Origin of the sequence: Streptomyces sp. NBC_00273 (genome assembly GCF_036178145.1) — a bacterium.
Taxonomy (GTDB): domain Bacteria; phylum Actinomycetota; class Actinomycetes; order Streptomycetales; family Streptomycetaceae; genus Streptomyces.
The window spans coordinates 4,690,781-4,713,618 of sequence record NZ_CP108067.1; the positions used below are offsets into that span (position 1 = coordinate 4,690,781).

General features: G+C 68.3%; 16 protein-coding genes and 3 rRNA genes. 4 read left to right on the plus strand and 15 right to left on the minus strand.

From position 1 onward, the window contains the following. Positions 1-51: 51 nt before the first annotated feature. The 6 genes from OG386_RS20310 to OG386_RS20335 all read right to left on the minus strand — a co-directional run bounded on the left by OG386_RS20310 (position 52) and on the right by OG386_RS20335 (position 8,417). Positions 52-1,200, minus strand: coding sequence for an acetoin utilization protein AcuC (locus OG386_RS20310; RefSeq protein ID WP_328793302.1), 1,149 nt, complete (start codon positions 1,198-1,200; stop codon positions 52-54). Beyond that, positions 1,172-2,398 carry an MFS transporter gene (locus OG386_RS20315; protein ID WP_328789335.1) on the minus strand — a complete coding sequence of 409 codons (1,227 nt, stop codon included), beginning with the start codon at positions 2,396-2,398 and terminating at the stop codon, positions 1,172-1,174. Before OG386_RS20315 ends, OG386_RS20310 begins: the two co-directional genes overlap by 29 nt. A gap of 43 nt (positions 2,399-2,441) precedes the next feature. Then, complete coding sequence (locus OG386_RS20320; RefSeq protein ID WP_328789336.1) at positions 2,442-3,107, minus strand: HAD family hydrolase; 666 nt, start codon at positions 3,105-3,107, stop codon at positions 2,442-2,444. A gap of 186 nt (positions 3,108-3,293) precedes the next feature. Continuing rightward, positions 3,294-3,410, minus strand: a 5S ribosomal RNA gene (gene rrf, locus OG386_RS20325). 76 nt (positions 3,411-3,486) lie between these two features. Continuing rightward, a 23S ribosomal RNA gene (locus tag OG386_RS20330) occupies positions 3,487-6,609 on the minus strand. Positions 6,610-6,892: 283 nt separating this feature from the next. Further along, positions 6,893-8,417: ribosomal RNA gene (locus OG386_RS20335) — 16S ribosomal RNA — on the minus strand. The 16S, 23S and 5S rRNA genes sit together here, the layout of an rRNA operon. Before the next feature lie 902 nt (positions 8,418-9,319). On the opposite strand from OG386_RS20335, the gene trpS reads away from it, so the two are divergent. Further along, positions 9,320-10,324: a tryptophan--tRNA ligase gene (trpS, locus tag OG386_RS20340; protein WP_328789337.1), complete on the plus strand. Its 1,005-nt coding sequence runs from the start codon at positions 9,320-9,322 to the stop codon at positions 10,322-10,324. Positions 10,325-10,371: 47 nt separating this feature from the next. On the opposite strand, the gene proC is transcribed toward trpS, so the two are convergent. From proC to OG386_RS20365, 5 genes are all read right to left on the minus strand, one after another. Next, a complete protein-coding gene (gene proC / locus OG386_RS20345; RefSeq protein WP_030010823.1) occupies positions 10,372-11,181 on the minus strand; it encodes a pyrroline-5-carboxylate reductase in 810 nt (269 codons plus the stop codon). Positions 11,182-11,296: 115 nt separating this feature from the next. Beyond that, positions 11,297-12,034 carry an ABC transporter permease gene (locus OG386_RS20350; RefSeq protein ID WP_328789338.1) on the minus strand — a complete coding sequence of 246 codons (738 nt, stop codon included), beginning with the start codon at positions 12,032-12,034 and terminating at the stop codon, positions 11,297-11,299. Further along, a complete protein-coding gene (locus OG386_RS20355) occupies positions 12,031-12,858 on the minus strand; it encodes an ABC transporter ATP-binding protein (protein ID WP_328789339.1) in 828 nt (275 codons plus the stop codon). Before OG386_RS20355 ends, OG386_RS20350 begins: the two co-directional genes overlap by 4 nt. Positions 12,859-12,958: 100 nt before the next feature. Beyond that, positions 12,959-13,480, minus strand: a complete 522-nt coding sequence (locus OG386_RS20360) for a hypothetical protein (protein WP_328789340.1) — start codon at positions 13,478-13,480, stop codon at positions 12,959-12,961. Between the two features lie 69 nt (positions 13,481-13,549). Further along, the gene (locus OG386_RS20365) at positions 13,550-13,852 is read right to left on the minus strand and encodes a peptidase (RefSeq protein WP_328789341.1); all 303 of its coding nucleotides are present in this window, start codon (positions 13,850-13,852) and stop codon (positions 13,550-13,552) included. Between the two features lie 106 nt (positions 13,853-13,958). On the opposite strand from OG386_RS20365, the gene OG386_RS20370 reads away from it, so the two are divergent. Then, a complete protein-coding gene (locus tag OG386_RS20370) occupies positions 13,959-16,100 on the plus strand; it encodes a serine/threonine-protein kinase (protein ID WP_328789342.1) in 2,142 nt (713 codons plus the stop codon). Positions 16,101-16,152: 52 nt separating this feature from the next. Here the strand turns inward: OG386_RS20370 and ilvD are convergent, their stop codons facing one another. The 3 genes from ilvD to OG386_RS20385 all read right to left on the minus strand — a co-directional run bounded on the left by ilvD (position 16,153) and on the right by OG386_RS20385 (position 19,584). Then, the gene (gene ilvD, locus OG386_RS20375) at positions 16,153-18,003 is read right to left on the minus strand and encodes a dihydroxy-acid dehydratase (RefSeq protein ID WP_328789343.1); all 1,851 of its coding nucleotides are present in this window, start codon (positions 18,001-18,003) and stop codon (positions 16,153-16,155) included. Positions 18,004-18,124: 121 nt separating this feature from the next. Next, complete coding sequence (locus OG386_RS20380; protein WP_328789344.1) at positions 18,125-18,754, minus strand: TetR/AcrR family transcriptional regulator; 630 nt, start codon at positions 18,752-18,754, stop codon at positions 18,125-18,127. Further along, positions 18,751-19,584: a sugar phosphate isomerase/epimerase family protein gene (locus OG386_RS20385; protein ID WP_327383935.1), complete on the minus strand. Its 834-nt coding sequence runs from the start codon at positions 19,582-19,584 to the stop codon at positions 18,751-18,753. Before OG386_RS20385 ends, OG386_RS20380 begins: the two co-directional genes overlap by 4 nt. A gap of 280 nt (positions 19,585-19,864) precedes the next feature. Between OG386_RS20385 and OG386_RS20390 the strand changes: the two genes are divergently transcribed. Next, complete coding sequence (locus OG386_RS20390) at positions 19,865-20,290, plus strand: DUF3592 domain-containing protein (RefSeq protein ID WP_328789345.1); 426 nt, start codon at positions 19,865-19,867, stop codon at positions 20,288-20,290. Between the two features lie 579 nt (positions 20,291-20,869). On the opposite strand, the gene OG386_RS20395 is transcribed toward OG386_RS20390, so the two are convergent. Further along, entirely contained in the window at positions 20,870-21,808 is a 939-nt protein-coding gene (locus OG386_RS20395) for a Ppx/GppA phosphatase family protein (RefSeq protein WP_327383937.1), read from the minus strand. A 183-nt stretch (positions 21,809-21,991) separates the two neighbouring features. Here OG386_RS20395 and OG386_RS20400 point away from each other — a divergent pair, with 183 nt between their 5' ends. After that, positions 21,992-22,744: a hypothetical protein gene (locus tag OG386_RS20400; RefSeq protein ID WP_384838672.1), complete on the plus strand. Its 753-nt coding sequence runs from the start codon at positions 21,992-21,994 to the stop codon at positions 22,742-22,744. The last annotated feature ends 94 nt before the right edge of the window (positions 22,745-22,838 follow it).

Below are 22,838 nucleotides of genomic sequence, written 5' to 3' on the forward strand. Positions count from 1 at the left end.
AGCGAACAGCCCCACAGTTGGCGTAACGATGCGGCAAGTCCGACCGCACGCTCAGGTCAGCATGCCGCGCAGCGGGAACACCGCCCGCCGCGTCGCCAGAACGGCCTGGTCCGTCCGGTCCGCCGGGTCGTAGCCCGCGTCCCAATCCGGCCACGACGGGGTCCGCCCGTCCGTCATCCGGGCCGGCGCCAATTGCCGCGTCCGCGCGTACGCCTCGTCCCGCCACGAGGCGGGCACTGCCGTCTCGGGATCCACCGGCCGGTGCGCGGCGATCCCCACCAGATGCGTCCACGACCGCGGGACGACGTCCACCACCGCGTACCCGCCCCCGCCCAGCGCCAGCCACCGCCCGTCCGCGTACTCGTGCGCGAGCCGGTGACAGGCCTCCTGGACGGCCCGCTGGGCGTCCAGCGAGACCGCCAGGTGGGCGAGGGGGTCCTCGAAGTGCGTATCGGCCCCGTGCTGGGTCACCAGTACCTGTGGCCGGAAGTCCGCCAGCAGCTCCGGCACGACCGCGTGGAAGGCCCGCAGCCAGCCCGCGTCCCCGGTCCCTGCGGGCAGCGCGATGTTCACCGCCGACCCCTCCGCGCCCGGGCCGCCGGTCTCCTCGGGCCAGCCCGTCTGCGGGAACAGCGTCCGCGGATGCTCGTGCATCGAGATGGTCAGCACCCGCGGGTCGTCCCAGAAGGCAGCCTGCACGCCGTCCCCGTGGTGCACGTCCACGTCCACGTAGGCGACCCGCTCGGCTCCCAGCTCCAGCAACCGCGCCACCGCCAGCGAAGCGTCGTTGTAGACGCAGAAACCGGCCGCCCCGCCCGGCATCGCGTGGTGCAGCCCGCCGGCGAAGTTCACGGCGTGCTCGGCCTCGCCGTGCCAGAGCGCCTCCGCGCCCGCCACGGACTGCCCGGCGATCAGCGCGGAGGCCTCGTGCATCCCGTGGAAGGCCGGATCGTCCAGGGTCCCCAGCCCGTACGAACCGTCCGCGCACCCCGGATCGGCGGACACCTCGCGCACCGCGGCGACGTAGTCCTCCCGATGGACCAGCCGCAGCGTCGAGTCCCCGGCCGCGGGCGCCGCCCGTACCTCCATCGCCCGGTCCAGCCCGAAGGCGCGCACCAGGCCCATGGTCAGCGCCAGGCGCACCGGGTCCATCGGATGGCTCGGTCCGAAGTCATACCTCGTTACCGCCTCGTCCCACATCAACAGCCCGGTCACCGGCTCGCCGCTCATGCCGCACACCGTATCGGGCGGCCTCGGAGCCGAACGAGCGGGCTTGGAAGAGTGTCACCAGGACCAGCGCCATCGGCACCAGCATCGCGCCCCGGTAGCTCCAGGCGTCGCCGACCGCCCCGACGAGCGGAGACCCGATCAGGAAGCCGACGTAGTTGAAGATGTTGAGCCGCGCGACGGCCGTGTCGGACGCCCCCGGGAACAGGCGTCCCGCGGCGGCGAAGGTCTGCGGCACGATCACGCACAGCCCGATCCCCAGCAGCGTGAAACCGAGCATCCCCACCCACGCCCCCGGCGCCGCCGCCACCACGGCGAACCCGGCGGCCGCCACCAGCGTCCCGGCCCGCACCACGGCCGCCGCCCCGAAGCGCCGCACGCCCAGGTCCCCGACGGCCCGCCCCACGAGGGTGGTCACCATGTACACGTTGTAGGGGACGGTCGCCATCTGCTCCGAGCTCCCGAGCACGTCCTGGAGGTACTTGGCACTCCAGTTCGCCACCGTCGAGTCACCGATGTACGCGCACGCCATCACCAGGCAGAGCGGCAGCAGCAGCTTGAAGCCGCCGCTCCCCGTTCCCTTCTCGCCGCTCTCCCCCTGGCCCGCCGTCCCGTCGACGTAGCGCCGGCTCCCCAGCAGCGCCAGCGGCAACAGCACGGCCACGGCCGGCAGATAGCTGACGAAGAGGTTCAGCTCCCAGTGCGCCCCCGCCCACGCGGCCGATGCCCCCAGGATCCCGCCGAGGCTGTACGCGGCGTGGAAGCCCAGCATGATGCTCCGCCCGTACGCGCGCTGCAGGCTGACCCCGAGCATGTTCATCGAGGCGTCCAGCGCACCCACCGACAGCCCGAACGCCCCCAGCGCCACCGCCACGTGCCACATCTGGCCGCCGGCTCCGACGCCCAGCAGGGACAGCAGCACCAGCGGCTGCGCCCACCGCAGTACGACGCTGGGCGGCACCCGCTTCACCAGGTGCTCGGTGGCCACGCTCGACGCCCCCGCGAGGACCGGCACGGCGGCGAGGAAGGCGGGCAGTAGGCCGTCGGATATCCCGTACCGGTCCTGGATGGCCGGGATCCGCGTCACGAGCAGTGCGAAGGCGACGCCTTGCACGAAGAAACTGAACCCCAGGGCGCCGCGGCCGCGCCGCAGCCGCACATCATCCGTCATGGCGGGTCAGCGTAGGGCCACGGGCTACCCGTGGGTAGAGAGATCACATACCCAGTCCGGCCTCCAGCCCGAGCAGTCCGGTGAGCTGCTTCATGTCACCGAAGTGTCCGGTGGCTCCGGCGAGCCGGTCGGCGGGCAGCATGCCCGTGAACCCGTACACGTCCATGCCCGCGGCGACGGCGGCCTGGATGCCGAGCGGACTGTCCTCGATGACCACGCACCGGGAGGGCTCCACGCCCATCTGCCGCGCCGCGTGCAGGTACAGGTCGGGAGCCGGCTTCCCCTGGCCGACGTCCTGCGCGCTGAAGATCCACTCCTCCTCGAACCACCCGTCGAGCCCGGCCACCCGGTGCCCGACCCGGATCCGGTCGTGACTTCCGGAGGAGGCAAGGCAGTACCCGACCCCCTGCGCGGTCAGCGCGCCCAGCACCTCCTCCACGCCGGGGACGGGCTTCAGGTCCTGCTCGAACGCGGCGACGGTCCGCGCGTGCAGGGTCTCGTCGAAGTCGGCCGGCAGCTGCTGCCCGGTCCGCTCGACGACGAGGTCGTGCACCCGGTGCACGGCGCTCCCCATGTAGTCGCGGACCGACTCCTCGTAGGTGGTCGGGTGCCCCAGCTCGGTCAGGTACCCGGCGAGGATGCTGTTGGCGAGCGGCTCGCTGTCCACCAGCACGCCGTCGTTGTCGAAGATGACGAGGTCGTAGCCCATACCCCCACAGTACGAACTAAAGGGACGTAGGGCCCGTCTCGCCGGGCCGCCGACGACGCGTCACCGGACTGCTGCGGCCATTCGGACGACAGACGGGAGGCACGCGGCCGGCCCGCTCGAGCCCGATCTGCCCGTAAACGCAGAAAAGCCCCGCACCATAAGGTGCGGGGCTTTCCCACAATGATTGTTCGGCGGCGTCCTACTCTCCCACAGGGTCCCCCCTGCAGTACCATCGGCGCTGAAAGGCTTAGCTTCCGGGTTCGAAATGTAACCGGGCGTTTCCCTAACGCTATGACCACCGAAACACTATGAAATTTGAACGCTGGTGTTGACACAGCTGTTCGTTATTTCAGAACTAACACAGTGGACGCGAGCAACTGAGGACAAGCCCTCGGCCTATTAGTACCAGTCAGCTTCACCCGTTACCGGGCTTCCACATCTGGCCTATCAACCCAGTCGTCTACTGGGAGCCTTACCCTCTCAAGGAGGTGGGAATACTCATCTTGAAGCAGGCTTCCCGCTTAGATGCTTTCAGCGGTTATCCCTCCCGAACGTAGCCAACCAGCCATGCCCTTGGCAGGACAACTGGCACACCAGAGGTTCGTCCGTCCCGGTCCTCTCGTACTAGGGACAGCCCTTCTCAATATTCCTACGCGCACAGCGGATAGGGACCGAACTGTCTCACGACGTTCTAAACCCAGCTCGCGTACCGCTTTAATGGGCGAACAGCCCAACCCTTGGGACCGACTCCAGCCCCAGGATGCGACGAGCCGACATCGAGGTGCCAAACCATCCCGTCGATATGGACTCTTGGGGAAGATCAGCCTGTTATCCCCGGGGTACCTTTTATCCGTTGAGCGACGGCGCTTCCACAAGCCACCGCCGGATCACTAGTCCCGACTTTCGTCCCTGCTCGACCCGTCGGTCTCACAGTCAAGCTCCCTTGTGCACTTACACTCAACACCTGATTGCCAACCAGGCTGAGGGAACCTTTGGGCGCCTCCGTTACCCTTTGGGAGGCAACCGCCCCAGTTAAACTACCCATCAGACACTGTCCCTGATCCGGATCACGGACCGAGGTTAGACATCCAGCACGACCAGAGTGGTATTTCAACGGCGACTCCACAACCACTGGCGTGGCTGCTTCAAAGTCTCCCACCTATCCTACACAAGCCGAACCGAACACCAATATCAAACTGTAGTAAAGGTCCCGGGGTCTTTCCGTCCTGCTGCGCGAAACGAGCATCTTTACTCGTAGTGCAATTTCACCGGGCCTATGGTTGAGACAGTCGAGAAGTCGTTACGCCATTCGTGCAGGTCGGAACTTACCCGACAAGGAATTTCGCTACCTTAGGATGGTTATAGTTACCACCGCCGTTTACTGGCGCTTAAGTTCTCAGCTTCGCAACCCCGAAAGGTCACTAACCGGTCCCCTTAACGTTCCAGCACCGGGCAGGCGTCAGTCCGTATACATCGCCTTACGGCTTCGCACGGACCTGTGTTTTTAGTAAACAGTCGCTTCTCGCTGGTCTCTGCGGCCACCCCCAGCTCAAGCAGCAAGTGCTATCACCAGTGATGGCCCCCCTTCTCCCGAAGTTACGGGGGCATTTTGCCGAGTTCCTTAACCATAGTTCACCCGAACGCCTCGGTATTCTCTACCTGACCACCTGAGTCGGTTTAGGGTACGGGCCGCCATGAAACTCGCTAGAGGCTTTTCTCGACAGCATAGGATCATCCACTTCACCACAATCGGCTCGGCATCAGGTCTCAGCCTTAATGAGGGACGGATTTGCCTACCCCTCGGCCTACACCCTTACCCCGGGACTACCACCGCCCGGGCTGGACTACCTTCCTGCGTCACCCCATCGCTTACCTACTACAAGTCTGGTTCGTCGGCTCCACCACTTTCCTTTCCCCGAAGGGTCCGGAACGGCTTCACGGACTTAGCATCGCCTGATTCGATATTGGGCGTTTCAAAGCGGGTACCGGAATATCAACCGGTTGTCCATCGACTACGCCTGTCGGCCTCGCCTTAGGTCCCGACTTACCCTGGGCAGATCAGCTTGACCCAGGAACCCTTAGTCAATCGGCGCACACGTTTCTCACGTGTGTATCGCTACTCATGCCTGCATTCTCACTCGTGAACCGTCCACAACTAGCTTCCGCTGCTGCTTCACCCGGCACACGACGCTCCCCTACCCATCACAGCGGGCGTTGGCCCTATTGCTGCAATGACACGACTTCGGCGGTACGCTTGAGCCCCGCTACATTGTCGGCGCGGAATCACTTGACCAGTGAGCTATTACGCACTCTTTCAAGGGTGGCTGCTTCTAAGCCAACCTCCTGGTTGTCTCTGCGACTCCACATCCTTTCCCACTTAGCGTACGCTTAGGGGCCTTAGTCGATGCTCTGGGCTGTTTCCCTCTCGACCATGGAGCTTATCCCCCACAGTCTCACTGCCGTGCTCTCACTTACCGGCATTCGGAGTTTGGCTAAGGTCAGTAACCCGGTAGGGCCCATCGCCTATCCAGTGCTCTACCTCCGGCAAGAAACACACGACGCTGCACCTAAATGCATTTCGGGGAGAACCAGCTATCACGGAGTTTGATTGGCCTTTCACCCCTAACCACAGGTCATCCCCCAGGTTTTCAACCCTGGTGGGTTCGGTCCTCCACGAAGTCTTACCTCCGCTTCAACCTGCCCATGGCTAGATCACTCCGCTTCGGGTCTAGAGCGTGCAACTCAATCGCCCTATTCGGACTCGCTTTCGCTACGGCTTCCCCACACGGGTTAACCTCGCTACACACCGCTAACTCGCAGGCTCATTCTTCAAAAGGCACGCAGTCACGACCCATTGGGTAAACCCAATGAGCGACGCTCCCACGGCTTGTAGGCACACGGTTTCAGGTACTATTTCACTCCGCTCCCGCGGTACTTTTCACCATTCCCTCACGGTACTATCCGCTATCGGTCACCAGGGAATATTTAGGCTTAGCGGGTGGTCCCGCCAGATTCACACGGGATTTCTCGGGCCCCGTGCTACTTGGGAGATGAGCAAGCAAGCCGCTGATGTTTCGTCTACGGGGGTCTTACCCTCTACGCCGGACCTTTCGCATGTCCTTCGACTACATCAACGGTTTCTGACTCGCCGACCGGCCGGCAGACCGATCAAGCTCATTCCCACAACCCCGCATGCGCAACCCCTGCCGGGTATCACACGCATACGGTTTGGCCTCATCCGGTTTCGCTCGCCACTACTCCCGGAATCACGGTTGTTTTCTCTTCCTGAGGGTACTGAGATGTTTCACTTCCCCTCGTTCCCTCCACACTGCCTATGTGTTCAGCAGTGGGTGACAGCCCATGACGACTGCCGGGTTTCCCCATTCGGACACCCCCGGATCAAAGCTCAGTTGGCAGCTCCCCGGGGCCTATCGCGGCCTCTCACGTCCTTCATCGGTTCCTGGTGCCAAGGCATCCACCGTGCGCCCTTAAAAACTTGGCCACAGATGCTCGCGTCCACTGTGTAGTTCTCAAACAACGACCAGCCACCCATCACCCCACCAGACAAGCTGGCGAGTTCACTGGGGCCGGCACTGAAGATCTCAACCTTACGGCCGTACCTTCAGGACCCAACAACGTGCCAAGCACGATCACCTCTACTTCACTGTGTTCCACGCCGAAGCAGTACTTACAGAGAGTTTCGGAAACCGTGCCAACTAATCAACGTTCCACCCATGAGCTGACCGTGCAGAACGTTTGTCTGCAATCGGTACTGTGCTCCTTAGAAAGGAGGTGATCCAGCCGCACCTTCCGGTACGGCTACCTTGTTACGACTTCGTCCCAATCGCCAGTCCCACCTTCGACAGCTCCCTCCCTTACGGGTTGGGCCACCGGCTTCGGGTGTTACCGACTTTCGTGACGTGACGGGCGGTGTGTACAAGGCCCGGGAACGTATTCACCGCAGCAATGCTGATCTGCGATTACTAGCGACTCCGACTTCATGGGGTCGAGTTGCAGACCCCAATCCGAACTGAGACCGGCTTTTTGAGATTCGCTCCACCTCACGGTATCGCAGCTCATTGTACCGGCCATTGTAGCACGTGTGCAGCCCAAGACATAAGGGGCATGATGACTTGACGTCGTCCCCACCTTCCTCCGAGTTGACCCCGGCGGTCTCCTGTGAGTCCCCATCACCCCGAAGGGCATGCTGGCAACACAGGACAAGGGTTGCGCTCGTTGCGGGACTTAACCCAACATCTCACGACACGAGCTGACGACAGCCATGCACCACCTGTATACCGACCACAAGGGGGGCACTATCTCTAATGCTTTCCGGTATATGTCAAGCCTTGGTAAGGTTCTTCGCGTTGCGTCGAATTAAGCCACATGCTCCGCCGCTTGTGCGGGCCCCCGTCAATTCCTTTGAGTTTTAGCCTTGCGGCCGTACTCCCCAGGCGGGGAACTTAATGCGTTAGCTGCGGCACCGACGACGTGGAATGTCGCCAACACCTAGTTCCCAACGTTTACGGCGTGGACTACCAGGGTATCTAATCCTGTTCGCTCCCCACGCTTTCGCTCCTCAGCGTCAGTAATGGCCCAGAGATCCGCCTTCGCCACCGGTGTTCCTCCTGATATCTGCGCATTTCACCGCTACACCAGGAATTCCGATCTCCCCTACCACACTCTAGCTAGCCCGTATCGAATGCAGACCCGAGGTTAAGCCTCGGGCTTTCACATCCGACGTGACAAGCCGCCTACGAGCTCTTTACGCCCAATAATTCCGGACAACGCTTGCGCCCTACGTATTACCGCGGCTGCTGGCACGTAGTTAGCCGGCGCTTCTTCTGCAGGTACCGTCACTTTCGCTTCTTCCCTGCTGAAAGAGGTTTACAACCCGAAGGCCGTCATCCCTCACGCGGCGTCGCTGCATCAGGCTTTCGCCCATTGTGCAATATTCCCCACTGCTGCCTCCCGTAGGAGTCTGGGCCGTGTCTCAGTCCCAGTGTGGCCGGTCGCCCTCTCAGGCCGGCTACCCGTCGTCGCCTTGGTGGGCCATTACCCCACCAACAAGCTGATAGGCCGCGGGCTCATCCTTCACCGCCGGAGCTTTCAACCCCCGCCCATGCAGGCAGGAGTGGTATCCGGTATTAGACCCCGTTTCCAGGGCTTGTCCCAGAGTGAAGGGCAGATTGCCCACGTGTTACTCACCCGTTCGCCACTAATCCACCCCGAAGGGCTTCATCGTTCGACTTGCATGTGTTAAGCACGCCGCCAGCGTTCGTCCTGAGCCAGGATCAAACTCTCCATGAATGTTTACCCGTAATCGGGTGCACACATCACTTAGAGCGGGCACGTCATGTCGGAATAGGACCGACGCGCCACAACGTCCTCGCTGTGTTGTTGCCTGCAAGTGCTCCACGAGGAAGCCTTACAGGTCTTTTTCAAAGGAACCTCATCCACCGAAGTGGACGGGGTATCAACTTCTGGCGTTGATTTTTGGCACGCTGTTGAGTTCTCAAGGAACGGACGCTTCCTTTGTACTCACCCTCTCGGGCTTTCCTCCGGGCTTTCGTTCTGTTCTTGCATTTCCGACTCTACCAGAGTCAGTCCCGCTTCGCTTTCCAGGTTTTCGCTTTCGCGTTTCCCTTTCCGGCGAGTCCGACTCTATCAGATCCTTTCGGGCCTGACCCCCAGTCAGCGGGGCTTGTCTTCCGGGCTGTTAGGCCCTTTCGACGAGTGAGACAGTAGCGGATTCCTTGCCCTCGAACCTAATCGGCGGCTGCGTCCTAGAACGCGGATTCCTCATTCGCAAATACGCATGAAAACGAGACGACGGAGTGCGTCGTTCGTTCGAATGTGTAGTGCGGGATGGCCGTCCGGGGACCGACCGGGGTCGGCGCTCACTTCGGACAACTCGAAGAACCTTACGGACCGGGCACACCAGTGTCAACCCCCAGCGGGCCCGCCACGCAGGATCCGCGAAACTCCCGCCGCCCTCCGCCCCTGCCGTCTACGCTGGGCCCATGACTACGCATGCGCTCACGCTCAGCCTTCGCTGGTGGGCCGCCTGACGGCGGCCGACCTCCACGCGAGCACGCATGCGCTCACGGCCGCCGCTACGGCGGCCGTTTTCGTTTCTCCCCTCCCGGGAGTGGCTCGGTCGCCCGGCGCGGTGGCCACCGACACCACTTCACGCACAGGGAGAGCAGGACATGACGACGACGAGGATCTTCAGCGGGATCAAGCCCACCGGGCACCTGACGCTGGGCAACTACCTGGGGGCCGTGCGGCAGTGGGTCGCCGCCGACCTGACGCCCGAGTCCGCACTGTTCTGCGTCGTCGATCTGCATGCGCTGACCGTCGAGCACGAACCGGCTCGCGTACGAAGGCTGAGCCGGCAGGCGGCGACGCTGTTGCTGGCCGCCGGGCTGGATCCACAGCGGTGCACCCTCTTCGTGCAGAGCCATGTCGACGAGCACACCCGGCTGGCGTACCTCCTGGAGTGCACCGCCACCGACGGGGAGCTGCGGCGGATGATCCAGTACAAGGAGAAGGCGGCGAAGGCGCAGGTCTCCGGGGAGGGGGTGCGGCTGTCGCTGCTCACCTATCCCGTACTGATGGCGGCCGACATCCTGGCGTACGGCGCGCAGGAGGTGCCGGTCGGGGAGGACCAGCGCCAGCACGTCGAGCTGACCCGGGACCTGGCGGTGCGGTTCAACCAGCGGTACGGGCACACCTTCACCGTGCCGAAGGCGACGCTTCCGGCGGTGGCCGCGCGGGTCATGGACCTGCAGGATCCGACGTCGAAGATGGGGAAGTCCCACGAGAGCGGGGCCGGGATCGTCTATCTGCTCGACGAGCCCGGGGTCGTGCGCAAGAAGGTGATGCGGGCGGTCACCGACAGCGTGGACGGCGCGGTGGTCTACGACCGGGAGGCTCGGCCGGGGGTCGCCAATCTGCTGGACATCCTGGCGGCGTGCACCGGGGCTGATCCTGCCGTGCTCGCCGACGGGTACGGCGGTTACGGGGCGCTGAAGCGGGATGTCGCCGACGCGGTGGTCGAGCTGCTGCGGCCCGTGCAGGAGCGGCACGCGGAACTGGCGGGCGATCCGGCGGAGGTGGAGAAGACGCTGAGGGAGGGCGCCGGGCGGGCCAGGGAGCTGGCCCGGCCGGTGGTGGACCGGGCTTACCGGGCCATCGGGTTGCTGGAGCCGTGACGGGTGGGGGTCCCGCGTGTCGCGGGACCCCCACCGGTACGGGTGCGTCAGCTGTTGCCGGAGGCGAGCTCGCGGCTGCGGTCGCGGGCCGCTTCGAGGGCGGCGATGAGGGCGGCGCGTACGCCGTGCTTCTCCAGCTCGACGATGGCGTTGATCGTCGTGCCGGCCGGGGAGGTGACGGCTTCGCGGAGCTTGACCGGGTGTTCGCCGCTGTCGCGGAGCATGACGGCGGCGCCGATGGCGGCCTGGACGATGAGGTCGTGGGCCTGGGCGCGGGGCAGCCCGAGGAGGATGCCGGCGTCGGTCATGGCCTCGACGAGGAAGTAGAAGTAGGCGGGTCCGGAGCCGGAGAGGGCGGTGGCCGCGTCCTGCTGGGACTCGGGGACGCGCAGGGTCTTGCCGACGCCGCCGAAGATCTCCTCGGTGTGGGCGAGGTGCTCGGCGGTGGCGTGGCTGCCGGCGGAGATGACGGACATGGCCTCGTCGACGAGGGCGGGGGTGTTCGTCATGACGCGGACGACGGGGGTGCCGGGGGCGAGCCGCTCCTCGAAGAAGGCGGTGGGGACGCCGGCGGCGCCGCTGATGACCAGGCGGTCGGCGGGGACGTGCGGGGCGAGCTCGTCGAGGAGCTTGGCCATGTCCTGGGGCTTGACGGTGAGGATGAGGGTGTCGGCGCGCTTGGCGGCCTCGGCGTTGGAGACGGCCTCGACCCCGTAGCGGGTGCGGAGTTCCTCGGCCCGTTCGGTGCGGCGGGCGGTGACGAGGAGCTTCGAGGCGGGCCAGCCGCCGCGGATCATTCCGCTGAGCAGGGCCTCGCCGATCTTGCCGGTACCGAGGACTGCGACTGTCTGGGTCATTCCCGATCCACCTCGCCGAACAGTTCTTGCGCGTGAGCTACGTATACGTACTCATCCTTGCACCCGGGCGGGGACGGGGGAGGTGCTGTCCGGAGTGCGGTCAGGCCCGTAGGAGTCAAGGCGTCCGGCGGCGGAGGGTGACCGCGCCGAGGGCGAGGACGAGCAGGGCGCAGGCGGCGACGATCACGGCGTCGCGGACGAAGTCGGCGGTCATGTCGGTGTGGGTGAGCACCTGGGTCATGCCGTCGACGGCGTAGGACATGGGCAGGACGTCGGAGAGCCCTTCGAGGACGGGGTGCATGGTGTCGCGGGCGGCGAAGAGGCCGCAGAGGAGCAGCTGGGGGAAGATCACCGCCGGCATGAACTGGACGGCCTGGAACTCGGAGGCGGCGAAGGCGGAGACGAAGAGTCCGAGTGCGGTGCCGAGGAGGGCGTCGAGGAGGGCTACGAGGAGGAGGAGCCAGGGGGATCCGACGACGTCGAGGCCGAGGGCCCAGAGGGCGAGGCCGGTGGCGAGGAGGGACTGGAGGACGGCGACCGCGCCGAAGGCGAGGGCGTAGCCGGCGATGAGGTCGCCCTTGCCGAGCGGCATGGCGAGGAGGCGTTCCAGGGTTCCGGAGGTGCGTTCGCGCAGGGTGGCGATGGAGGTCACCAGGAACATGGTGATGAGGGGGAAGATCCCGAGGAGCGAGGCGCCGATGCCGTCGAAGGCCTTGGGGCTGCCGTCGAAGACGAAGCGCAGCAGGGTGAGCATCAGTACGGGGACCAGGAGCATCAGCGCGATGGAGCGCGGGTCGTGGCGGAGCTGGCGCAGGACGCGGGCGGCGGTGGCGGCGGTGCGGGCGGCGTTCATCGGGTCTGCTCCCGGATGGCGGTGACGTTGGATGCGGCGGCGTCGGCGGCGTTGGCGTTGGCTTCGTCGACGAGGCGCAGGAAGCCTTCTTCGACGGTGGTGGCGTGGGTGCGGGTGCGCAGTGCGTCGGGGGTGTCCTGGGCGAGGATGCGGCCCTCGCGCATGAGGAGCAGGTCGTGGCAGCGTTCGGCTTCGTCCATGACGTGGGAGGAGACGAGGATCGTCGCGCCGCGGGTGGCGGTGATGTCGTGGAAGAGGTTCCACAGGTCGCGGCGCAGGACGGGGTCGAGGCCGACGGTGGGTTCGTCGAGGACCAGGAGCTCGGGGGTGCCGAGCAGGGCGACGGCGAGGGAGACGCGGCTGCGTTGGCCGCCGGAGAGGTTGCCGGCGAGGGCGCCGGCGCGGCTGGTGAGGTCGACGTCGGTGATGGCGCGGGTGACGGCGGCGGCTCGGCGGTCGGCTGCGGCGCGGCCGGGGTCGAGGACGGCGGCGAAGTAGTCGAGGTTCTGCCGGACGGTGAGGTCGTCGTAGACGCTGGGCGCCTGGGTGACGTAGCCGATGCGGGAGCGGAGCCGGGGGTGGCCGGCGGGGTGGCCGAGGACGTCGAGGGTGCCGGTGACGTGGGCCTGGGTCCCGACGATGGCGCGCATGAGGGTGGACTTTCCGCAGCCTGAGGGGCCGAGGAGGCCGGTGATGCGGCCGCGGGGGACGTCGAAGGCGAGGGCGTCGAGGACGGTGCGGAGGGTGCGGCCGGTGCCGCGCCGGACGGTGAGGTCATGGGCGTGGACGGTGGCCGGGTCTCCCTCGGCCTGGTTATTCATCATGTGATGAATAATGCTCCTGGCGGTGCCGTGACGTCAATCGTCGGGATGGATGCGGGCCACTTCCTCCCGCCGCGCCTTCCTGCCGCTGCGCCGCGCGGGGCTACTTCTTGCGCTTGGGCCGGCGGGCGGCCGGGTTCCCCGTACGGGTGCTGCGGCGGCGGGCGTATTCGACCTGGGCGCGCTCGTACTCGGCGCGGCAGAGCTTCTCGCCCGGCGCCTCTCCGAGGCAGCGCAGGAAGTACGCGATGAGGGAGCCGATGAAACCGATCGTCTTCAGGCCCTTGAGGGCGGCCTCGTCGGAGGACGGGGCGGGGCGACGGCTGAAGGAGGCCCAGGTCTTGGTGAAGGCGATGGAGCTGGCGACCGCGAAGAGGACGACGACGGAGATGCTGAGGAAGGGGCCGACGTTGCCGATCTCCAGACCTTCGTAGGCGAGGCGGAGCAGCACGGCGGAGGCGATGGCGGTGGCCAGCGAGCCGATGGCGAGACCGACGCGGAGCAGGGCGTAGCCGCCGTCGTGCTCGACCCAGGTGGTGCCGAAGAACCGGATCGGCTCGGGCTGCGGGCCGGCGGGCACCGGGGCCGGCTCGGCGGGGGTCTGGTCTCGCTGGTCGTCGCTCACGTCAGCGATTATCCCTCGCCGGGCCGGTCGGGCCGGGTGTGTCTCACGTGTCAGACGGGTCCGGGACGGTCAGCCGCACTGCGTGACGACGTAGCCGTCGCTGCCCGTCTTCACGTACGCGTCGGAGACGAAACGGCCGTTGCCGATGCAGTCCCAGATGTCGGTCGTGCCGTACGGGCCCGAGATGGTGGTGCCCTCGCACTGGCAGCGGAGCGTGACGATCGCGCCGTACGGCAGGACGTCGATCACCGAGTAGTTGGTGCCGGGGCCGTTGCGGACGTTCACGCGAACGCCGGGTGCGACCGGGTAGGACGGGTAGCCCGAGCCGGACGCCAGGCTCTGGACTTGGCTCGAATCGTTCTCCACTGACATACGAAATCTCCCCCCATGGGTGTTGCCGTGCGCAACTCGCGCAGGGTAGCAGGACCTTGGAGACCCACAGGGGTCATCGACTAGGCTCCGGCGGGGGTGGTGATCGGTGCATTCGCTGCGCGCGGACTACGCGGGCTTTCCGGAGTACGCCGGGCAGTACCGGCTCGAATCGGTGCTCGGTTCCGGAGGGATGGGCGTCGTCCATCTGGCCACGTCCGGCTCGGGGCTGAAACTCGCCGTCAAGATCGTGCACCCCGAGCACGCGGTGGACCCGGAGTTCCGGGCCCGGTTCCGGCAGGAGGTCGCCGCCGCGCGCCGGGTCAGTGGTGCGTTCACCGCGCCCGTCGTCGATGCCGATCCCGACGCCGAACGGCCGTGGATGGCCACGCTGTTCATCGATGCGCCGACGCTCACCGAGCGGGTACGGGAAAGGCTGCTGGACCCCGCCGAACTGGCCCGGCTCGCCGCCGGTCTGGCCGAGGCGCTGCGGGACATCCACCGGGCCGGCGTGGTGCACCGGGACCTGAAGCCCAGCAACGTGCTGATGGCTCCGGACGGGGTGCGCGTCATCGACTTCGGGATCTCCCGGCCGACGGACAGCGACTTGCGGACCGAGACCGGCAAGCTGATCGGCACCCCGCCGTTCATGGCGCCCGAGCAGTTCCAGCGGCCCCGCGATGTGGGCACGGCCGCGGACGTCTTCGCACTGGGCGCGGTGCTCGTGTACGCGGCCACGGGGCACGGGCCCTTCGACTCGGACAGCCACTATCTGGTGGCGTACCAAGTGGTGCACAGCGAACCGGATCTGAGCGGGCTGCCGCCGCAGCTCGTCCCCCTCGTCGCGCGATGCCTGGCCAAGGATCCCGCGGAGCGGCCCACCGCCGAGGCGCTGATCGGCGAGATGCGGGCGGTCGCGTACCCGACCGCCGAGGACACCCAGGCCTTCATCCCCCGACCGCGCCGGCCCGTCGAGGCGGAGCAGGTCACCCATCGGAGGGAGCGGTTGGCGGCCGGGCCCGAGGCGCCGCCCCTTCGGCTGTCCCGCCGACGGGCCCGGATCGCGGTCGGAGTCGGGGTCGGGCTGCTGCTCGTGGGCGGGGCCGTCGGCGGCTACCAGCGGTTCGGGACGGCGGCCGGGCCGCCCGCCCAGATCGCCGCGAAGTCGGATCCGTCACCGCAGAAGGCCTTCGCCCCGTGGGCGGTCCCCCTGGGCAAGCCCGCGACCGGCAACCGTACCGCGGCCTGCTCCTGGCAGGCAGCGGCCCTCTACTGCGCCGGACCGGGCCTCGCCGCGGCCCGGCTCGACCCCGCGGACGGCTCCACGGTGTGGGCACTGGAGGCGCCCGGGCCTGCCAAGGGGCCGACGGCCGTCAGCGCGCCGCAGCACGCAGGCGGACAGGTCCTCGTCGTCGTGCCGGGCAGCCAAACGCTCCGGGCGCTGGACCCGGGCACGGGAGCCGAACGCTGGAGGCACGAACTCCCGGGCGGCTCGCAGCCGGTGGCCGCGGGCGGGCAGGTCCTGCTGGTGGGGCCGGGCGGCAGCGTCACGGCTCTGGACCCGGCGACCGGCGCACCGCGCTGGACCAAGCAGATCGGCGGACTCGGATCCGCCTGGTGGGACGACGGCGCACCGCAAGGCCCGGCGCCCGAGCTGTACGTGGCGACGCCCGAGAGCGGCGGCGGGTTCACACAGATCGCTTCGGTGGACCCGGCGAACGGGACGGTGCGCCGGGAACTGCGGACGGCCGGGTGGCTGCGGCCGGTCGGCACCGCGCAGGGCTGGCTGTACCTGCTGGACATCGACGCGTCCGCCAAGACCACCTCCGTCGTGCGCGCCGACCTGGCGACGCGCACCGTGCACCGGGTCCGGCTGGCGGCGCCGCTCTTCGACGCGGAGGCGACGGTCGCCCCGGACGGGACGACGTACCTGTCCGGGACCTCCGGCGCGCTGGTGGCGGTCGGAGCGACCAAGGAGCAATGGCGGTCGGAGACGGGCGTGACGGTGGCTTCCCGCCCCGTCTTCGCCGACGGTCGGGTCTGTCTGATGGCGCCGGACGGCCGGCTGCTGGCCGTCGACGCCGCCAGCGGCCGGCCGGCGGGACAGACCAAGCCGCGGATGGCCGACGGCAAGGCGGCCACCTACACCGCGACCCTGCCCGCCCCGGTGGCCGGGGACGGCCGGCTCTTCGGGAGCGCGCCCGACGGGACGGTGTTCGCGGTGGCCGCCGACGCCCCCGCCGCCTGGTGAGACGGCGGCGCCCCCGCACCGGAGGGTGCGGGGGCGCCGGCGGAGTCGGTCGTCAGCCCAGGAGGGAGACGTCGCGGACCGCGCCCTTGTCGGCGCTGGTGGCCATCGCGGCGTAGGCGCGCAGGGCCGCGGAGACCTTGCGCTCGCGGTTCTTCGGGGCGTAGACGCCGCCGAGGGCCGCGTGGCGGGCAGCCAGCGTGGCTTCGTCGACGAGGACCTCGATGGACCGGTTCGGGATGTCGATGCGGATCCTGTCGCCGTCCTCGACGACCGCGATGGTGCCGCCCGAGGCCGCCTCCGGGGAAGCGTGGCCGATGGACAGGCCCGAGGTGCCGCCGGAGAAGCGGCCGTCCGTCACCAGGGCGCAGGACTTGCCGAGGCCGCGGCCCTTGAGGAAGGAGGTCGGGTAGAGCATCTCCTGCATGCCGGGGCCGCCGCGCGGGCCCTCGTAGCGGATGACGACGACGTCGCCCTCCTTGATCTGCTTGGAGAGGATCTTGTCGACGGCCTCGTCCTGGGACTCGCAGACGACCGCCGGGCCCTCGAAGGTCCAGATCGACTCGTCGACGCCGGCGGTCTTCACGACGCAGCCGTCGACGGCGATGTTGCCGCGCAGCACGGCGAGGCCGCCGTCCTTGGAGTACGCGTGCTGCACCGAGCGGATGCAGCCGCCCTCGGCGTCGAGGTCGAGGGTCTCCCAGCGCTTGGACTGGGAGAAGGCGGTGGCGGAGCGCTCACAGCCGGGGGCCGCGTGCCACAGCTCCATCGCCGTGTCGGTGGCCGTGCCGGAGCGGGCGTCCCACTTCGCGAGCCAGTCCTCGAGGCCGTCCGAGTGGACGGTGTTGATGTCCTTGTTGAGGAGGCCGCCGCGGTGCAGCTCGCCCAGGATGGCGGGGATGCCGCCGGCGCGGTGGATGTCCTCCATGTAGTACGTGCCGCCGGGCGCCACGTTCGGCGCGACCTTGGCCAGGCACGGGACGCGGCGCGAGACGGCGTCGATGTCGGTGAGGTCGTACTTCAGGCCCGCTTCCTGCGCGGCGGCCAGCAGGTGCAGGATCGTGTTCGTGGAGCCGCCCATCGCGATGTCGAGGGCCATGGCGTTCTCGAAGGCCTCGCGGGTGGCGATGTTGCGCGGGAGGACGGACTCGTCGCCGTCCTCGTAGTAGCGCTTGGTGATCTCCACGACCGTGCGGCCGGCGTCCTCGTACAGGGCGCGGCGGGCGGTGTGCGTGGCGAGGACCGAGCCGTTGCCGGGCAGGGCCAGGCCGATGGCCTCGGCGAGGCAGTTCATCGAGTTGGCGGTGAACATGCCGCTACAGGACCCGCAGGTGGGACAGGCGTTCTCCTCGATGCGCAGCACGTCCGCGTCCGAGACGTTCTCGTTGGAGGCGTCGACCATGGCGTCGATCAGGTCGAGCTTGCGGACGGTGCCGTCGACGAGGGTGGCCTGGCCGGCCTCCATCGGGCCGCCCGAGACGAAGACGACCGGGATGTTGAGGCGCATGGCGGCCATCAGCATGCCGGGGGTGATCTTGTCGCAGTTGGAGATGCAGATCAGCGCGTCGGCGCAGTGCGCCTCGACCATGTACTCCACGCTGTCCGCGATCAGGTCGCGGGACGGCAGGGAGTACAGCATGCCGCCGTGGCCCATCGCGATGCCGTCGTCGACCGCGATGGTGTTGAACTCGCGCGGGATCGCACCGGCGGCACGGATGGCGTCGGAGACGATGCGGCCGACGGGGGCCAGGTGGGTGTGACCGGGGACGAACTCGGTGAAGGAGTTGGCGACCGCGACGATCGGCTTGCCGATGTCCGCGCTCGCTACGCCCGACGCGCGCATCAGCGCACGCGCGCCTGCCATGTTGCGGCCGTGGGTGACGGTGCGGGACCTCAGCTCGGGCATGCGGTTTCACTCCCCATGAGTGCGACTGTACGGTCAGCCGCGACTGCGGATATGGCTCAGTACGAGGCTACGCCCACCGCCCGCGATCCGGACAGCATGTCCGGATGTCGGGACGGCGGGCTCATTCCTCGGTCAGGTACCGCTGGAGCGTGGGCGCAACGAGGGCCACGATCTTCTCCGGGTCGGCGGAGGCGAGGGGCTCCACCTGGACCACGTAGCGCAGGATCGCGATGCCGACCATGTGGGAGGCGGCCAGCTCGGCCCGGAAGGTCGGGTCGGGGACGTCGAGGTCGGCGGCGACGCGCTCCAGGAGCCGCCGCAGGACCAGCCCGCGCAGGACCTTCGCGGCGGCCTCGTGCGTGAGCGCGGAGCGGATCACGGCGAGCAGCGGGACCCGGGTGACCGGGTTCTCCCACACGCCCAGGAAGTAGCGGGCGAGGCGCTCGCCGATGCCGTCCGGGCCCTCGCCGATGATCGCGGGGACCACCAGGGCGGGCTCGATGCTGACCTCGATGGCGGCGGCGAAGAGATCGTCCTTGCTGCCGAAGTAGTGGTGCACCAGCGCCGGGTCCACGCCGGCGACCTTCGCGATGCCGCGTACGGACGTCTTGTCGTACCCGCGCTCCGCGAACACCTCGCGGGCGGCGAGCCGGATGCGCTCCTGGGTGCCGGGGCCGTCGTCGGCCTCGTCCTGCCGGGGCCGGCCGGGGCCGCGGCGGCGCGGCTTGGGTGCGTCAGGGGCATCGGTCACGGCCGGCGGGCCCCGTCGCGCTCGGTGCTGGCGGTGGCGAGGTGCAGGCGGGTGAAGGCCAGCGCCTCGGCGAGGTCGGCCTCGCGCTCGGCGGAGGACATCGCCCGGCGGGTGTTGACCTCGATCACGACGTGCCCGTCGAACGAGGTCCGCGCGAGGCCCTCCAGCAGTTCGGCGCAGGGCTGCGTCCCGCGGCCCGGGACCAGGTGCTCGTCCTTGGCCGATCCGTTCCCGTCGGCGAGGTGGATGTGTGCGAGCCGGTCGCCCATCCGGTCGATCATCGCGGAGGCGTCGGTACGGGCGGTCGCGGTGTGCGACAGGTCGACGGTGAAGTGGCGGTAGTCGTCCTTCGTCACGTCCCACTCGGGGGCGTAGGCGAGCATCTCGCGGTCGCGGTAGCGCCACGGGTACATGTTCTCCACGGCGAACCGGACGTCGGTCTCGTCGGCCATCCGCCAGATGCCGGTGACGAAGTCCCGCGCGTACTGGCGCTGCCAGCGGAACGGCGGGTGCACGACCACGGTGCTCGCCCCGAGCCGCTCGGCCGCGGCCCGGGCGCGCTGCAGCTTCGTCCACGGGTCGGTGGACCAGACCCGCTGGGTGATCAGCAGACACGGCGCGTGCACGGCCAGGATCGGTACCCCGTGGTGATCCGACAGCCGGCGCAGGGCTTCGACGTCCTGACTGACCGGATCCGTCCAGACCATCACCTCGACGCCGTCGTAACCGAGGCGCGCGGCGATCTCGAAGGCGGTCGCCGTCGACTCCGGATAGACCGAGGCGGTGGATAGGGCGACTTTCGCGGTCGGGACACGGACTGGTTCTGCCACGAGGACAGGGTACGGGCCCGGGAGCGGGGGTGACCGTGACGCGGGCCACGGGGGGGCGACCCTGCCCCCTGGCCGGGGAGGCGCGCCCCCTCATGACGCGCTCCTGGCCAAGGGCGGTACCGACACCCCGCCCTCTCCGCAGTGGATCCGGGTCAGCGAGCAACGACCCCACGAACCGACGCACAAACCGGGGCAGTTAGAACAGAACACTGCCGAACACCTGGCCGAGGACCGTCGCTCCGACCGCAACCAACGCTCCGGCACAGGCGTCGCATAGATCATGGGACGCGAATGGCTCTTCTCTCTCATCCCCCTGACGATCGGCGTCCTCTTCCTCGCCTTCGGCATCTACGGCATGCGCTACGCCCGTTCACTTCGCCGCCACGGTGTCGAGGCCCAGGCTCGGATCGTCCGGCACACCGTCTCGCGCAGCGATGAAGGCACCACGTTCTACAGCCCGGTTGCCGCTTGGACGGACCGGAACGGGCGCGCCTGCGAACACACCTCCCGGTTCGGCCGTGGAAAGGTCGGAGGCGCCTTCCGCGTGGGGGCGTACGTCACGGTGCGGTACGACCCGCAAAGGCCGGACCGGTTCGAGATCAAGGGCTGGGACATCAAGTGGATGGACCTCTTCGCCACCGTGCTGGGGTCGATCTTCACGGCGGGCACGCTGACGGTGTTGCTCGTGCGGCTGCTCACCCTCTGACCACTGCACGTCCCGACCGAGACCGCCGGACGCGGCCGGTCAGCTGGGGCGGCCCAGCCCCGACCCGGGACGACCGCCGGACGCGGCTGGTGAGAAACGCACAGCAATCCGGGGGCGGCCGTGCCCAGCCCCGGAAGACCGCCGGACGCCGAGACGTGAGGAGCACTTCGCGATCGGACGCGCTGCCCCGACCCGGCAGGTGGCTGTCACGGGCCCCGTCTGGGAAACGTGCCCACCGGGATCTCCCTGGGTGCCTCCGACCGCCCCGCGCCTGAAGGCATCCCCCGGCCCGTTCCTTCGGGGGCTTCCCGGCAGTCTTCGTATCTCCGGGGCGGGACGGTCGGTCAAGGGTGGCCGCAGGCCATCGCGCAGCGACGCGACGACGAAGGAGGAGCGCCCTTGAGGGACCGGCACGACACGGAAGGACAATGGGACTGACGGGAAACCCCCGTACCCATCCCCGATGCCGCCCACCCGGCTCCCGCACACCGAAGCACGCCCAGCCCCGCCCCTCAGCCCGCCCAGCCCCCCGCCCAGCCCCCCGCCCAGCCCCGCGCCCCGGCGCTCACGCCCAGCCCCTCACGCCCCCGGTGCCGGCATGTGGTCCAGCCTGCGCAGGATCACGCCCTCGCGCAGGGCCCACGGGCAGATCTCCAGTTCCTCCACGCCGAAGAGGTCCATCGTGGCCTCCGCCACCAGCGCACCCGCCAGGAGCTGGTTCGACCGGCCCTCCGAGACGCCCGGGAGGGCCGCGCGCTGGACCGTGGTCATCGCCGCCAGGCGCGGGACCCACTCCTCCAGGGACTTGCGGCTCAGGTCCCGCTGCACGTACAGGCCCTCCGCCGAGCGGGCCGCGCCCGCGATGCGGGCCAGCTGCTTGAAGGTCTTCGAGGTGGCCACCACGTGGTCCGGCGCGCCGAAGCGGCGGAACTCGCCGACCGTCCGGGCGATCTCCGCCCGCACGTGCCGCCGTAGCGCCCGGATGTCCAGCGCGTCCGGCGGGTCGCCCGGGAGCCAGCCCGAGGTGAGGCGGCCCGCACCCAGCGGGAGGGAGACGGCCGCGTCCGGATCCTCGTCGATGCCGTACGCGATCTCCAGCGAGCCGCCGCCGATGTCCAGGACCAGCAGTTTCCCGGCGGACCAGCCGAACCAGCGGCGGGCCGCGAGGAAGGTGAGCCGGGCCTCGTCCTCACCGCTCAGCACCGGCAGGTCGACGCCGGTCTCGGCCTTGACCCGCGCGAGGACCTCGTCCGCGTTCGTGGCCTCGCGTACGGCGCTGGTCGCGAAGGGGAGGACGTCCTCGCACCCCTTGTCCTCGGCGGCCTGGACCGCGTCGCGGATCACCGAGACGAGACGCTCGACGCCTTCGGGAGTGACGGCGCCGCGCTCGTCGAGCAGCTCCGCCAGCCTCATCTCCACCTTGTGCGAGTGCGCCGGCTGCGGGCGCGCGCCAGGGTGCGCGTCCACCACCAGCAGATGGACCGTATTCGAACCCACATCCAGCACACCGAGTCTCATAGGGGGAAACGCTACTGCGAGGAAGACTCGGGGGTTGAGTAAGGGGCGCATAGGCTTGGGTTTGTGCCAAATACGAAGAAGGCCAACAAGACCCGGTCGCAGAAGGACACGGGCGAGGACACCGTCAAGGCAAAAGCCAGGGCCAAGGCCAAGGCCAACGCCAAGGGTGGCAAGGACAAGGCTGTGGTCGCGGCCGACGAGAAGGGGCTCGACTTCCCCCGGGCCTGGGTGGAGTTCCCCGACCCCGCCGACGACGAGCAGGTCTTCCGCTGTGACCTGACCTGGCTCACCTCCCGCTGGACCTGCATCTTCGGCAGCGGCTGCCAGGGCATCCAGGCGGGCCGGGCCGACGACGGCTGCTGCACGCTCGGCGCGCACTTCTCCGACGAGGACGACGAGAAGCGCGTCGCGCAGCACGTCGCCCGCCTGACGCCCGAGCTGTGGCAGTTCCACGACGTCGGCAGCGAGAGCGGGTGGACGCAGCACGACGACGACGGGGAGAAGCAGACCCGCCGCTGGGACGGCGCGTGCATCTTCCTGAACCGGCCGGGGTTCCCCGCCGGGGCGGGCTGCTCGCTCCACATCCTCGCGGTGAAGGAGGGCCGGGAGCCGCTGGAGACCAAACCCGACGTCTGCTGGCAGCTGCCGATCCGCCGGACGTACGAATGGATCGACCGGCCGGACGACACGCGGGTGCTCCAGGTGTCGATCGGTGAGTACGACCGTCGCGGCTGGGGGCCGGGCGGCCACGACCTGCACTGGTGGTGCACGTCGGCCACCTCCGCGCACGGCGCCGGCGAGCCGGTGTACGTGTCGTACCGCCCCGAGCTGACGGAGCTGATGGGCAAGGAGGGCTACGCCGAGCTCGCGAAGCTGTGCGAGGCGCGGCTGGCCTCGCTGCTGCCGATGGCCCCGCACCCCGCGGATCCTGCCTGACCTCGGGCTCCTCAGGCCCTCAGCCACCTAGCCCCTCCAGCCTCCCCCTCCCCGTCCCCCCCAGCCCCTCTAGCCCCTCTGGCCCCTCTGGCCC

Coding starts and splice junctions, on each gene's coding strand:
- trpS (WP_328789337.1), top strand. CDS start 9,320: ATGACGACGACGAGGATCTTCAGCGGGATCAAGCCCACCGGGCACCTG.
- OG386_RS20390 (WP_328789345.1), top strand. CDS start 19,865: ATGGGACGCGAATGGCTCTTCTCTCTCATCCCCCTGACGATCGGCGTC.
- OG386_RS20310 (WP_328793302.1), bottom strand. CDS start 1,200: ATGTGGGACGAGGCGGTAACGAGGTATGACTTCGGACCGAGCCATCCG.
- proC (WP_030010823.1), bottom strand. CDS start 11,181: ATGACCCAGACAGTCGCAGTCCTCGGTACCGGCAAGATCGGCGAGGCC.
- OG386_RS20395 (WP_327383937.1), bottom strand. CDS start 21,808: ATGAGACTCGGTGTGCTGGATGTGGGTTCGAATACGGTCCATCTGCTG.
- OG386_RS20315 (WP_328789335.1), bottom strand. CDS start 2,398: ATGACGGATGATGTGCGGCTGCGGCGCGGCCGCGGCGCCCTGGGGTTC.
- OG386_RS20350 (WP_328789338.1), bottom strand. CDS start 12,034: ATGAACGCCGCCCGCACCGCCGCCACCGCCGCCCGCGTCCTGCGCCAG.
- OG386_RS20355 (WP_328789339.1), bottom strand. CDS start 12,858: ATGATGAATAACCAGGCCGAGGGAGACCCGGCCACCGTCCACGCCCAT.
- ilvD (WP_328789343.1), bottom strand. CDS start 18,003: ATGCCCGAGCTGAGGTCCCGCACCGTCACCCACGGCCGCAACATGGCA.
- OG386_RS20365 (WP_328789341.1), bottom strand. CDS start 13,852: ATGTCAGTGGAGAACGATTCGAGCCAAGTCCAGAGCCTGGCGTCCGGC.
- OG386_RS20320 (WP_328789336.1), bottom strand. CDS start 3,107: ATGGGCTACGACCTCGTCATCTTCGACAACGACGGCGTGCTGGTGGAC.